Consider the following 13,694-nt stretch of genomic DNA (forward strand, 5'->3'; position numbering starts at 1 on the left):
ATCGGAAATCGGATTATTGGTGCGACAGCTGCAATTTCAGGTACAAGCCGTCGTCCTTGGAAGTGAGGGTCTTGACGATATAGGCCGCCACGTGGCCGCCCGTGTCGGGCTGCACGTCTTCGCTGAAGACGATGGCTTTCGAGGCATAGCCCTGGGCAGCGGCCGGCGCGGCAGCGCATTCGCTGTCGGGCGTGAAGACCACGCTCTTGGCGCTGTAGCCGGCATCGGCCAGCTGCGGCTGCGCGGGATCGACGGTTTTCCACTCGGTGGCGGTTACGGGCGGCGTGGCGGCCGCAGCGACAGCCTGCGCCGGCGGCGGGCAGGCCGGGCCGCCCACATTGCTGAAGCCGCTATTGCTGGCCACCAGGTCCGGCTGCAGGCTGTCGATCTTCGCCGAGGCTGGCACGTCCAGCGGCTTTGGCGACAGGTACACTAGCAACTGCTCCGTGCCTGGAGGTCCTTCGAACTCGAAAGCGCCGCGGCCCGGCAGGAAGACCGTGCCCATGGCGTCGATGAAATTATCCTTGCCCGGCTGCGGGTAGATCTGCGTGACCTTGCCGTCCGGCGCCTGGTTCAGCACATACACGTACGATGGACGGTTGACCTTGACACCGAGCTGGAACTTCTCGCCGGTATTAAATTTGCGGCTGGCCAGGACATCGCGCGTGGAACCGTCGCTATTCTTGATACGGATGAAGTAGCTGGTGCCGATCTGGGTATCGATCTTGCTTTTCTTGGCCGCTGCCACCACGTTTTTCTTGGCGACGGCCTTCTTGGCCACGGCCTTGGCGGGTTCGGCAGGCGCTGGCGTGCCCGTGTTGGCCGTCGACACCGCGCCATCTTCGCCAAAGAACAGCGATTTGGCGCTATAGCCTTCCTGGGCGGCAGCGCCATTCATCAACAGGGCGAGGGAGAGTGCAATGATTGTTTTTTGCATGATTCGCTTTCCAGAAGTCACGCGGGCAGCCGCCAGGCGCCTGCCCGCTGGTGGTTTTACAGATACAGATTGTCTTGCTTGGCAGGGAAGGTGGTGTACTTGCGGGGCATTTGCTCTACCTTGCCACCGCTGACCTGCCGGGCCTTGGCCGAGGTAAAGTCACGCGCTTGCTCGAAGGCAGGCTCGATCTCGCCACGGCTTTTCTCCAGATAGGCAAAGAACGCCTGCGTGAAGAAGGACCCGCGCAAGGTTTCCGCCGGCGCCAGGGGATTGGCAAACTCGCCGATCTCGCGCACCGGACCCAACGCGATCTGGCCGGCGCTGGTGGCGGTAATCACCGTGTAGCTATTGCGGCTGCGGTCGATCTTCTGCGGCGTGCCCAGACGCCGCGCCTTCTCGTTGGCCGCCGCCTCGTCCGGACTGAAGACGATGGCCTTGCCCGTGTATTTCTCGCCCGTCCAGGCTGCCAGCGACACACCTTCGCGCTCGGGCTGGCCATTGTTGGCCTTCAGAATGAACGCGGTCGACTCGTCCTTGACGTCGTTCAGCATTTCGCCGCTGTAGCAGGTATCGATGAAGACGCGCGTCTCGCGGCTGGGCTTTTGCGCCAATTGCTGCAATAGCGTATCGGAGACCGACGTTTCCTGTACCTCCAAGGCAAAATCGTGCGCATCGCCGCGTTTGCCGCTGCTGCCGGAATCGTAGGCGATGATGGACATGCGGCGCTGGTCGAGGCCCTCCGGCGACGGTATGGGAGGCGTGCCGTGGCTGGACACATAGATGAACAGGCTGTCGTTGGCCCGCAAGCTGGTGGCCACTTCGGCAATCTTTGTCTCGATATTCGCCTTCGTTGCCTGGTTGCCAAACAGCGACGTCACCTGATAGCCGGTGCGGCGCAGGCGCTCGGCCACCACGCGCGCATCGTCCTCGCCCTGAATGGCAGGAATCTTGGCGCCGTTGCGGAATTCATTGATGCCGACAACCAGCGCGCGCTTTTGCGGCGCCCCCAGGATGGCCAGCTTTTGCGCATTGCGCTGCTTGAAGAAATCGGCGCTGGCCTGCTGCGCATCCTTTTCCCAGTGGCGCTGCTTGATATTGTCCGGGTAGATCGGCGACGTCGTCTTCAAGCCGACGATCGATTGCGTGATGACGAAGGCCCGCTCGACCTCCTGCTCATTCTGATAACTGCCGGCCAGGCGCACGCGGCCTACCTGGTCGCGCACCACGCTGGCATTCGGTAATCCGTGCTGCTTGAATTTCACGCTGATTTTCTGCAGCAGTTCCGGCGGCACATCGTAGGAATAATACACGGGCTGATAGCCAGGTAATTGATTGGCGGCACAACCAGCAAGCAACAGCATGGCAAGGACGGCAAGGCTGCGCCATAGCGATTTCATCATGGGATGCACTTATGTAGGGAATGGGGAAATGCAGCAAGCCGCCTGAAAATAAAGACGGCCTGCCCGTTACCAAAAAAAATCAGGACTGACTTAAATAATGGTAACTGTCTTCGATTCGCTCACCAGCGGGCTGCTGGCGGTTTTCATCTGCACTTCATAACGCAGCTGCATGCCCGGCTTGAAATCGGAGGAAAGCGGGAAGTTAATACTGTCGGTATGCTGCGCCGGCTCGAAAGTCTTGACTTCCGTGGCCCGGCCGGCCGTAAACGGCATAGGCTCTTCCTTGCCATTTTCGATAATGTAGATTTTCCGCGAGATTTCCACCGGAGTTTCGGCATCATCTGGCGTCAATACCGTGAATTTGGTATTCATGGGAATGCTGGCAGTGCCGCTTGGCACGGACGTCGGCATGTCGATGCCCACGATGGCAGTTTTGATGCCTTCGCTCGGCTTGTATTTGGCAGCCTTCTTGGCTTGCGCCAGGGTTGCCGAACGGGTGATGTTCGACGCCGGCACCCAGCCAGGATTCTTGGTGTAGCACGTATCGGTCGCCTCGTAATACGCCTTGACGAAGCCGATGCCGCCACCCGCCAGCGCGCCCAGCGCCGTTGCCTTGATGGCATCTTTTTTCTTCATTCCGCCGAACAGCGACGCCCCCAGGCCCGTCAAGGCGCCCACGGCGGCGCCCTTGGCAGTGGCCGTCACCTGCTCCGACTGTACGCACGCATTCAGATCGGCGTAAGCGGATTCCTGCGCCGCCACGTTGGCTGAAACAAAGGTCAGCGCACACAGCACGGCAGTAGCCATTTTCGACGCGGGGAAAATCGGGTTCATCATTATAGTTATCGTTTCAAATAAAGAAAAACAGGTTGAAGGCCGCGCCACGGGTACGCCATTCGCTATGCCATTGCGCATGCATACCCGCTGGGCGGGGAATTCATCGGCAACAGCGCCAGAAATCAGCCCGGAAAAATAGAAGCAATCACCATGCATTAACTTCCAAGCCATGCCGCATTCTCGGCACGCAGGTCGTCACCAGGAAAATATATTTCCACACGGAATTTATTGTAACTGAATTTAAAAATAATGAAAAATAAAATTAAGAGACCGCCAATAACAATTGCAAATATTTTATTTAAAAATAATTTCCCATCCCTTTTCCTGCGAATTAAATTAAAAATGCATTGTTACTTTTGGATAGATTTCACGCACTCATTTCATGCATATAAAATCCAATAATCAAACGTCATTTGAAAATTAATATCCGCCAGGCGCCAAATCATTTAAGCGGGGAAATGCTGATAATATGCGGCTTCCAGCCCGATTCCGCGGGCCAGAAACAGCAAGGGCGCCACATGGGCGCCCTTGCTGTTTCTGTTTTCAGCGGCACACGGCGCCGCCCGCGCCTGTCAACCCACGCTTTCCCGCTGCGGCGACAACTGGCTCGCATGCAGCCGCGCATACGCGCCGCCCTGTTGCAGCAAGGCCGCATGGCTGCCCGACTCGACCAGGCGGCCGCCCTGCATGACGACGATGCGGTCGGCGCTTTCGATGGTCGACAGGCGGTGGGCGATGACGACGGTGGTGCGGTTGCGCATCAGCACTTCCAGCGCGGCCTGCACCTGGCGTTCCGATTCCGTGTCCAGGGCGCTGGTGGCCTCGTCGAGCAGCAAAATCGGCGCGTCCTTGTACAGCGCGCGCGCGATGGCCAGGCGCTGGCGTTGCCCGCCCGACAGGCGCGAACCGTTCTGGCCCGCCTGCGTGGCGTAGCCTTGCGGCAGCTGCATGATGAAATCGTGGGCATACGCGGCGCGCGCCGACGCTTCGATGCGGGCCATGTCCGGCGCCGGGTCGCCATACGCGATATTCGCCGCCATGGTGTCGTTGAACAGGATCACATCCTGGCTGACGAGGGCGAACTGGCGCCGCAAGGCCAGCAAGGCGTAGTCGCGCAAGTCCACGCCATCGAGCAGGATCTGGCCGCTGCTGACGTCATAGAAGCGCGGCAGCAGGCCCAGCAAGGTGGTCTTGCCGCCGCCGGAACCGCCCACCAGCGCCACCGTTTCGCCGGCGCGGATATCGAGCGAGATATGGCTCAAGGCCGTGGGCGCATCGGGATCGTCGCTGTTGTAGCGGAAACTCACGTCTTGCAGCGACAAATTGCCCTCGACCGTGGCCGGCGCGACCGTGCCCGGGTCCGGTTCCAGCGGCGTGTCGATCAGGCTGAAGACGGACTCTGCCGCTGCCAGGCCACGCTGCAGCGGCTCATTGATCTTGGTCAGGTTCTTGATCGGCGACTGCATGGCCATCAGCGCGCCCATGAAGGCGACGAAGGCGCCGGGCGTGATGGCGCCGCTTTGCGCGCGCAGCATGGCAAAATAAATCACGGACGACAGGGTAATACCGACCAGCATCATGATGAAGCCGGAATTCATGGCCGAGGTGGCGGCATGCTTGACGGCCAGCTGGCGGTTGCGCTTGACCACGTCGACGAAACGCGCCTGCTCGTACTGTTGTCCGCCAAAAATCTTCACCACGCGCTGGCCACCGATGCTCTCGTCCAGCACGGACGTCAGCTCGCCCACGGCTTGCTGCGAACTCTTGCTCAGGTGGCGCATGCGGCGCCCCGCCAGGGTCACGACGATGGCCACGATGGGCATCGAGGCCATGCAGAACAGGGCCAGTTTCACGTCAATGCTGAACAGCAGGATCAGGTAGCCGAGCGTGGCGACGGAATCGCGCACCATCACGTTGAGCACGTTCAAGCCCGCCTGCGACACCTGGCTGGCGTCGAAAGCGACGCGCGACTGCGTCAGGCTGGTGGTGGTGGTGTCGAAAAAGCGGCTGGGCAGGCGCATGATGGTGGCGAACATCTGTTCGCGCAAATCGGCCTGCACCCGGCTCGACAGCCATACGGAACCGTAATCGCCGGAAAAACTGGACACCATGCGCAGCGCGGCCAGCCCCAGGATCGTCGCGGGAATCACCCACAGGTCCACCTGTCCCGCCTGGGCCGGCAGGAAGCGGTCAACCCAGCCCTGCAGCACGCCCATCACGCCGGACGTGGGCGCGACCTGCGCGGTCGCCGTCTCGCGCATGGCGTCGACAACGTTTTGCAACTGGCGGATTAACAACACATCGGTGGCGGACGCCACGCCTACCGCCAGCAAGGTGGCGGCAACGATGGCGCCGTAGCGGCGAAACTGGCCGACCAGGCGGAAAAACAGGAGGCGACTTTGCTGCATGTAGATGGGGGGAAAGAATAAGGGAAAGCGTGATTCTACCGCTTGTGCGGCTTCCCCATGAGAAAGTCGTCGACGCGCCAGGGATTTTCCCGGCGCGAGAAAAGTGCATAAATTACAATTTACGTCTTCGCCACTTTCCAGCCCTGCGTGCCCGCCTTGCACACTTTCAGCTTCAGGGTTTGCTCCTGGCCCTTGGCGCTCAAGGCCACCTGCACCTTGCGGCAGGTTTGCGCATCGGTCTTTTCCGTGTCGCTGGCCGTGATCTCGGCGTTGATGCGCACGGAATTGCGCAAGCCTTCATTGCTCCATTGCGTGGTTTCGCCATCTTTTTTCTCGTTCAGCACGTCGGTGACGGCTTTCACGAAGACGGGCTTGTCGTTCTTGTTCAGGTAAGCCATCGGCGTATCGGCCAGGAAACCCAGGCCGACGGCCGAAGCGCTGGCGCTGAAGACGGCGCTGCCGAGGATCAGGATGGACAACAATTTGCTGGTATGAATGCGCATGGAATGCTCCTTGTAATAAAGTAATAAACGGAAACTGCCGGGACGGCACTCAGCCGGGATCCGCCGGCGAAATACCCATCGCCAGCAAGGCGTCGATGCTGGGGACAAAATAGATCGCCGACGACAGTGCCGTGGAAAACTCCAGCAGCCGGTCCGTTTTGGTGACGCCATCATAGCCTACGCCGTACATTTGCCGCAGCATGCCCATGCTGACCGTGATGTCCTTGCAAAAACCGACAAACATGATGCCCGCCTCGCTGGCATTGGCATAGTTGGCATTGCGGCGCACGATATCGACTTCCTCGCCATCGCGGATAAACTGGTTGCGGCCCACGTGGGAATCCACGGGCAAGGGCGACAGTTCATGGCTGCCCGCCTTGGTGCGGCCCCACACCTGCTCGGCCGCATGCACGGGCAAGGCGCGCAGGCGCTCCACGTCCATGCGCCATTTCTGCAGCAGCACGGTGGAGCCGCCCGCCCCCGCCTCGCCATCGGGAATGATGGCCACGCCGTGGGCGCGGAACGGATTCGGGTTGGCGACGCCGTCGGCAAAGCCGTCGAACGTCACATTATTATGATACGGAAAACACACCTGCTCGCTGGCCAGCGCCGCAACGGGCGCCAGCAAGGTCAGCGCCGTGCGCATGCTGTCGTACAGGGTGGCGGCGTTCGACTGCGTGATCCAGACCCAGAGATCGTGCTGGGTGGCCGGCGCCGTCTTGCCATTGGCGCCCACCAGGTCGTGTTCGAACGACGCCAGCTTGTCCGGCACGCCGCCCGGACAGGCCGCGCGCCACAGTTCCGGCCTGAATCCCAGCACCACATTGGCCGTGCCGCCCGTCAGCTGATGGTGGCGGTTCAGGGTGGGATCGAGGATGCCCGTCAAGCCGGACTCCCACAGCCGGCCCAGCAGCTTGAACAGCTGGCGCGTCGGCACGCCCGCCTTGAGATTGAACTGCAAATGCACTTCGTCGCGCGCGACGACGGACAGCATGCTTTGTGGAATTGCCATGGCATGGTTCCTTTTCCATTTGTGTGTTGATAATAATCCAGGTCGCGCCACCTGCCAGTTTCATTTCAGCAACATGCCTTGCCGGCGCCATGCGCCACCATGAATTGAACGATAATGCGATGACGTAGAGCAAGAATCAAAGACGGGATGCCATCGCATGAAACTGTATGAAAAGCTCGCCGGCGACATCGAGCAACTGGTGGCCAAGGGCGTGCTCTTGCCCGGCGACCGCATTCCCTCCGTGCGCCAGAGCAGCCAGCAGCACAAGCTGAGCATCACCACGGTGCTGCGCGCCTATGTCAAGCTGGAAAGCCTGGGCGTGATCGAAAGCCGTCCGCAGTCCGGCTACTTCGTGCGCGCCCGCGCCGGCGATGCGCCCGGCGCCGGCTTGTGCATGCAGGCATCGCAGCCGAGCCCCGTGCCGGCCGAGGTGCACGTCAGCCGCCTGGTGCTGTCCACCCTGCGCTCGATCGGCCTGCACGACGCCATCCCGCTGGGCTCGCCCTACCCCGATCCCGCGCTGTTTCCCTGGGAACGCATCAACCAGTATGCGAGCGCCGTGGCGCGCCGCAACCGGGCCTGGAGCGTGACGGACGACCTGCCGCCGGGCAACCCGCAGCTGATCCGCGAAATCGCCCGCCGCTACCTGGAAAATGGCCTGGCCGTCGATCCCGACGAAATCATCGTCACCGTGGGCGCCACGGAAGCCATCAACCTGTGCCTGCAAGCCGTGGCCAGGCCGGGCGACACCATCGCCGTCGAGTCGCCCACCTTCTATGCCATGCTGATGGCCGTCGAACGGCTGGGCATGAAGGTGGTGGAAGTGTCCACCGATCCCTATGACGGCATCAGCATCGAAGCGCTGGCCGACATCCTGGCCCGCCAGCCCATCGCCGCCGTGATGGTGATGCCGAACTTCCAGAATCCCCTGGGTTTCCAGATGTCGGACCAGCGCAAGCGGGCCCTGGTCCAGCTGCTGGCGCAGCACGACGTGCCCGCCATCGAAAACGGCGTCTACAACGAACTGTATTACGGCGACGTCCACCCGTCTTCGCTCAAGTCCTTCGACCGCGAGGGCCTGGTGCTGCACTGTTCCTCGTTTTCCAAGAGCCTCAGCTCGGCACAGCGCGTGGGCTGGGCCCTGGCCGGCCGCTACCGGGGCAAGGTGGAGGAGCTCAAATTCCTCAACACCCTGGCCACCTCCTCGTTTCCGCAGCTGGCCATCGCCGAATACCTGCAGAACGATGGCTACGAACAGCATCTGCGCCGCGTGCGCAAGGCCTATGCCCAGCAGGCGCGCATCATGGCCGCCGCCGTGCAGCGTTTCTTTCCACCTGGCACCAAAGTCTCGCAACCGCAGGGCGGCTACGTGCTGTGGGTGGAACTGCCCGGCAACGTCGATGCCATGCAGCTGTACCGGCGCGCGCTGGAATGCCGGATCACCGTGGGACCGGGACGCATGTTTTCCGTCAGCCAGGCCTACAGGCATTGCCTGCGCCTCAATTACAGCTATCCGTGGAGCGTGGAGGTGGAACAGGCCATCATCCTGCTGGGCAAGCTGATCACCGAATTTTTGTAAACCATTCACCCGCCCACCAGCGACATGCGCACGCTGGGATACTGCTTGCGCGAGCCCTCAGGCACGGCGCCGCGCGCTTCCGAGTAGCGGTCGCCGCGGCGTTGCCAGTGCCGGCGCAGCAGGGCTTCCAGCCCTTGCTCGGTATCCAGATGGGGCCGCAGGTCGAGGCCGTCGTGGGCGAACAGGCAGGTAAACAGCTTGCCATCCGACGAGACGCGCACGCGGCTGCAGTCGCCGCAGAACGGCTGCGACACGCTGGAAATGAAGCCCACTTCGCCGCCGCCATCGAGATAGCGGTAGCGGCTGGCCGTCTCGTGCAGGATGGGCTTGCCTTCGCCCAGCGCCACGAGGGGAAATTCGGCCGCGATGCGCGCGCGCGCTTCGTCCGACGTGACGACGTGCGTGCGCGACCAGGCGCCGATGCCGCCCACGTCCATGAATTCGATCAGGCGCAGGATCACGCCCGTGTGGCGAAAGTGGCGCGCCAGCGGCACGATCTGGCTATCGTTGACGCCTTTCTGCACGACCATGTTGACCTTCACGGGATGCAAGCCCACGGCTTGCGCCACCGCAATCCCGTGCAGCACTTTCTCGACGGGAAAATCGACGCCATTCATGCGCTGGAAAATGCCGTCGTCCAGGCTGTCGAGGCTGACCGTGACCCGCTCCAGGCCCGCCTCCCTCAGCGAACGGGCCTTGGCCGCCAGCAGGCTGCCATTCGTCGTCAGCGCGATGCGCACGGCGCGCCCGTCCGGCGTGGTGAGCCGCGCCAGGCGCTCGATCAGCTGTTCCAGGTTCTTGCGCAGCAGCGGTTCGCCGCCCGTGATGCGGATCTTATCCACGCCCAGGCGCACGAAGGCGCGCGCCATGGCCTCGATCTGCGCGAAGGACAGGCGCTGGCCCGATGGCAGGAACGGGTAATCGCCGGGATACAGCTCGGCCGGCATGCAATACGTGCAGCGGAAGTTGCACTGGTCGATGACGGAGATGCGCAAGTCCGTCAATGGACGGCCCAGCAGGTCCACGCATGGTTCCACATGGTCTGGCTGCCGCAGCGCTGGCGGCGGATACGTGATGGTGTGCACTGTGCTTCCCTTTGATCTGGATTCGTCTGGAAACAGCATAGGACGAATGCAGGCAGCCAGGGAGGTACAGTCCGGTACCTGCCGATAGAGTACAGACGCGCCCGGCCACGCCCTTACCGCGCTGCCGGCGGCGGCACGAACACGCTGGCGCACAGCGCGGCGCCGGCCACACTCAGCGACGCGGCGCCGCCGCCGTTTTCCCGCGTGGTCACGATGGCCAGTCCCGCGCCGGACAGCGCATTGAGCTGGCGCAGCAAAGTGCTCATCTGTACCCCTGCCCGCTTGGCCAGCTTGGCCAGCGACCACGGCTTCCCGCCGCCTTCCTGATGCGCTTGCCACAGCAGCGCCAGCAGCGCCACCAGGGCCGCGTCGATTCCGTCTTCCCCGTGCATGTTGTTCCCCGTTCAAGGCGGGAAATGCGCGATACACTTCCCTTGCCCGCATCATAAATCACGGCCGGTGCCAGCGCGGCAGACATCGGCGGGGCCATCTGTACTCTGTTTTTTTGCCTGGAACTGTACGCCTGCGCGGCAGTGCGCCGCCCTTACCATGTGCGTGTCCCATCGCATATCACCAGGAGAGTCACCATGAGCAAGCCAAAGTCCGACGCGCGCATCGCGCCCTACACCCATCCGGCCGCCGGCTGGGGGGCGCTCAAGTACGTGGCCATCAACCTGCTCAAGGAAAAAGTCGGCGCCGGCAACTACCGCGCGCTGTTCGAGCAGAACCAGCCGGACGGCTTCGACTGTCCCGGCTGCGCCTGGCCCGACCGCGAACACGCGTCGACGTTTGAATTCTGCGAAAACGGCGTCAAGGCCGTGGCCGCCGAATCGACCAGCAAGCGCGTGCGCCCCGCCTTCTTCCAGCAGCATACCGTCACCGAACTGATGCTGCAGTCGGACTATGCGCTGGAGCAGCATGGCCGCCTGACGGACCCCGTGGTGTACGACGCGGCCAGCGACAAATATGTCCCCATTTCCTGGGATGCCGCGTATGCGCTGGTGGCGCGCCACCTGCAGGCGCTGGACGACCCGGACCAGGCCGCCTTCTATACGTCGGGGCGCGCCAGCAACGAGGCGGCCTTCCTGTATCAGCTGTTCGTGCGCGCCTTCGGCACCAACAATTTCCCCGACTGTTCCAACCTGTGCCACGAGGCGACGAGCCGCGGCTTGCCGGCAACCGTGGGCGTCGGCAAGGGCACGGTGGTGCTGGACGATTTCGAGCATGCGGATACCCTGCTGCTGTTCGGCCAGAATCCGGCCACCAACCACCCGCGCATGCTGGGCGAATTGCGCGACGCGGCGCGCCGCGGCGCCGTCATCGTCTCCATCAATCCGCTGCACGAGCGGGGCCTGGAGCGCTTCACCAGCCCGCAGCATCCGCTGGAAATGCTGACGGGCGGCAGCACGAACATCTGCTCGCTGTTCATCTGCCCCACCCTGGGCGGCGATTTCGCGCTGATCAAGGCCATGGCCAAGCGCGTGCTGGAACTCGATGACGAGGCCGCCGCGCATGGCCAGGAAAGGGTCCTCGACTGCGCCTTCATCGCCGAACACACGAGCGGCTTCGACGCCTTCGCGGCCGACCTGCGCGCCGAAAGCTGGGACTTGCTGCTGGCCGAATCGGGCGTGGCGCGCGACAAGATCGAAGAGCTGACGCAGATCTACGTGAAAGGCCAGGCCGTCATCGCCACCTGGGGCATGGGCGTGACGCAGCACAAGCATTCCGTGGCCACCGTGCAGATCCTGTCGAACTTGATGATGATGCGCGGCAATATCGGCAAGCGGGGCGCGGGCCTGTGCCCCGTGCGCGGCCACTCCAACGTGCAGGGCGACCGCACCATGGGCATCGAGGAACAGCCGACCCAGGCCTTCCTCGACCGCCTGGGCCTGGTGTTCGGTTTTGCGCCGCCGCGCCACCACGGCTACGACGCCGTCGGCACCATCGCCGCCATGCTGGAAAAGAAAGTGAAGGTATTCGTCGCGCTGGGCGGCAATTTCTCGATGGCCACGCCGGACACGCCGCGCACCTGGGACGCGCTGCGCGCGTGCGACCTGACCGTGCAGATCGCCACCAAGCTCAACCGCAGCCACCTGGTGCACGGCAGGGATGCGCTGATCCTGCCGACCCTGGGGCGCACGGAAATCGACCTGCAGGGGGGCGTGGCGCAAGGCGTGACGGTGGAGGATTCCATGAGCATGGTGCACATCTCGTTCGGCATGAACCAGCCCGCCTCGCCCAACTTGCGCTCGGAAATCGCCATCGTGGCCGGCATGGCGCACGCCACCCTGGGCAGCGGGAAGATCGACTGGCTGCGCTACGCGGGCAACTATGCGCTGCTGCGCGATTCCATCGAGCAAGTCTTCCATGACTTTTTCGACTACAACCTGCGCGTGGCCAAGCCGGGCGGTTTTCACCTGGAAATCGCCTCGCGCGAACGGGTGTGGAAGACGGCCAGCGGCAAGGCGCAGTTCCTCGTCAATGGCGTGGAGCGCGATACGCCGATCCAGCGCGCGCGCCAGCAATATGGCGAGCGCCTGATGGTGCTGATGACCACGCGTTCGCACGACCAGTACAACACGACGATCTACGCCATGGACGACCGCTACCGTGGCGTGTTCGGCCAGCGCCGCGTCGTCTTCATCAACAGGGACGACCTGGCCATGCTGGGCTTTGCGGCCGGCGACTGGGTCGACCTGATCGGCGTCTGGCACGACGGCATCGAACGCCGCGCCGACCGTTTCCTGCTGGTCGAGTACGACATCCCGCGCGGCTGCATCGGCGCGTATTATCCTGAAACCAATCCGCTGGTGCCGCTCGACAGCGTGGGCCAAGGGTCCGGCACGCCCACCTTCAAGTCGATTCCCGTGCTGCTGGCCCGCTCCGTCGGGGCCGACGCGTGATCGTCCGCTCCACCTCGCACTGGCTGCGCATGCTGTTCATCTGGAACGGCTCGGTGCTGCAAGCCATCGTGCCGCAACTGCTGCTGATGCTGGTGATCAGCTCGCTTGCGCTGCTGACGGACGGGCGCATCTTCGGCGTCAAGATTCCCCTCGACACGGCGCCGTTTCCCATGGTCGGCATCAGCCTGGCGATCTTCCTGGGCTTTCGCAACAACGCCAGCTATGCGCGCTTTGCCGAGGCGCGGCATATCTGGGGGCAATTGCTGATCGCCGCGCGGGCCCTGGCCTCGCAGGCGATCACGTATCTGCCACAGGAAACGAGCGGCCTGGACCGCCAGTTGCTGCTGCGCCGCCTGGTGGCCTTCGTGTATGCGCTCAAGCACCAGCTGCGCCAGACAGACCCGCTGCCCGACCTGGCGCGCCACCTGCCGGCCAACGACGTGCAGCGCCTGCAAGGCATGGCCTACCAGCCCGTCGCCCTCTTGCACTGGGTGCGCGCCATGCTGCACGACGCCGTGGAGCGCCAGCCGGGCCAAACGCAGCTGCTGTGGATGCTCGACACCCAGCTCAACGACCTGGCCGCCACCGTGGCTGGCTGCGAGCGCATCAAGAACACGCCGATCCCGTATCCATATGGCGTGCTGGTGCACCGCACCGTCTATATGTACTGCTTCTTGCTGCCGCTGGGGCTGGTCGACGCCATCGGCGTGGCCACGCCCCTCATTTCCGTGTTTGTCGCGTATACGCTGTTCGCGCTGGAAGCCATCGCCCAGCAGATCGCCGAACCGTTCGGCCTGGCGCCCAACTGCCTGGCCCTGAACGCCATGACGCGCGAAACGGAGCGCTCGCTGCGGGAACTGAATGGCGACGCGCTGCCGCCATCGATCCAGCCCTGCCCACGCTATCAGCTCGATTAAGCACGGAAACACGGGCATGGGGAAAATACGGGCCAGCATGGACATGCACACGCCCATGCTACTTTCTTTGCCGGAAAGCAAGTGCACGCTTGACTTGCCTACGCTGCGGGCTT

The 13,694-nt window shown here is 63.1% G+C and carries 11 protein-coding genes; 3 read left to right on the plus strand and 8 right to left on the minus strand.

Going from position 1 to position 13,694, the window contains the following annotated elements; all coding sequences use genetic code 11:
• Positions 1-13 precede the first annotated feature (13 nt).
• From BM193_RS22580 to BM193_RS22605, 6 genes are all read right to left on the minus strand, one after another.
• Positions 14-937 (minus strand): DUF4384 domain-containing protein, encoded by a 924-nt coding sequence (locus BM193_RS22580; RefSeq protein WP_092800717.1) that lies wholly within the window; start codon positions 935-937, stop codon positions 14-16.
• Positions 938-993: 56 nt separating this feature from the next.
• Entirely contained in the window at positions 994-2,337 is a 1,344-nt protein-coding gene (locus tag BM193_RS22585; RefSeq protein ID WP_092800714.1) for a caspase family protein, read from the minus strand.
• Between the two features lie 90 nt (positions 2,338-2,427).
• On the minus strand, positions 2,428-3,174 hold the full coding sequence (locus tag BM193_RS22590) for a hypothetical protein (RefSeq protein ID WP_092800711.1): 747 nt from the start codon (positions 3,172-3,174) through the stop codon (positions 2,428-2,430).
• A 572-nt stretch (positions 3,175-3,746) separates the two neighbouring features.
• Positions 3,747-5,582 carry a lipid A export permease/ATP-binding protein MsbA gene (gene msbA / locus BM193_RS22595; protein WP_092800708.1) on the minus strand — a complete coding sequence of 612 codons (1,836 nt, stop codon included), beginning with the start codon at positions 5,580-5,582 and terminating at the stop codon, positions 3,747-3,749.
• Positions 5,583-5,701: 119 nt separating this feature from the next.
• Positions 5,702-6,085 (minus strand): hypothetical protein, encoded by a 384-nt coding sequence (locus BM193_RS22600; RefSeq protein WP_092800705.1) that lies wholly within the window; start codon positions 6,083-6,085, stop codon positions 5,702-5,704.
• Between the two features lie 49 nt (positions 6,086-6,134).
• On the minus strand, positions 6,135-7,097 hold the full coding sequence (locus tag BM193_RS22605) for a Dyp-type peroxidase (RefSeq protein ID WP_092800702.1): 963 nt from the start codon (positions 7,095-7,097) through the stop codon (positions 6,135-6,137).
• 157 nt (positions 7,098-7,254) lie between these two features.
• Here BM193_RS22605 and BM193_RS22610 point away from each other — a divergent pair, with 157 nt between their 5' ends.
• Positions 7,255-8,676, plus strand: coding sequence for an aminotransferase-like domain-containing protein (locus tag BM193_RS22610; protein WP_092800699.1), 1,422 nt, complete (start codon positions 7,255-7,257; stop codon positions 8,674-8,676).
• 5 nt (positions 8,677-8,681) lie between these two features.
• Here BM193_RS22610 and moaA read toward each other — a convergent pair whose 3' ends face one another.
• Together moaA and BM193_RS22620 are read right to left on the minus strand one after the other, a co-directional pair.
• Positions 8,682-9,752 (minus strand): GTP 3',8-cyclase MoaA, encoded by a 1,071-nt coding sequence (gene moaA, locus BM193_RS22615; protein WP_254786381.1) that lies wholly within the window; start codon positions 9,750-9,752, stop codon positions 8,682-8,684.
• 122 nt (positions 9,753-9,874) lie between these two features.
• A complete protein-coding gene (locus BM193_RS22620; RefSeq protein ID WP_092800693.1) occupies positions 9,875-10,153 on the minus strand; it encodes a hypothetical protein in 279 nt (92 codons plus the stop codon).
• A gap of 195 nt (positions 10,154-10,348) precedes the next feature.
• Between BM193_RS22620 and BM193_RS22625 the strand changes: the two genes are divergently transcribed.
• Both BM193_RS22625 and BM193_RS22630 read left to right on the plus strand, forming a co-directional pair.
• Complete coding sequence (locus tag BM193_RS22625; protein WP_092800690.1) at positions 10,349-12,664, plus strand: FdhF/YdeP family oxidoreductase; 2,316 nt, start codon at positions 10,349-10,351, stop codon at positions 12,662-12,664.
• Positions 12,661-13,581, plus strand: coding sequence for a bestrophin family protein (locus tag BM193_RS22630; RefSeq protein WP_092800687.1), 921 nt, complete (start codon positions 12,661-12,663; stop codon positions 13,579-13,581). Before BM193_RS22625 ends, BM193_RS22630 begins: the two co-directional genes overlap by 4 nt.
• Positions 13,582-13,694 lie beyond the last annotated feature (113 nt).

Source organism: Janthinobacterium sp. 344 (genome assembly GCF_900112025.1).
GTDB lineage: Bacteria > Pseudomonadota > Gammaproteobacteria > Burkholderiales > Burkholderiaceae_D > Janthinobacterium.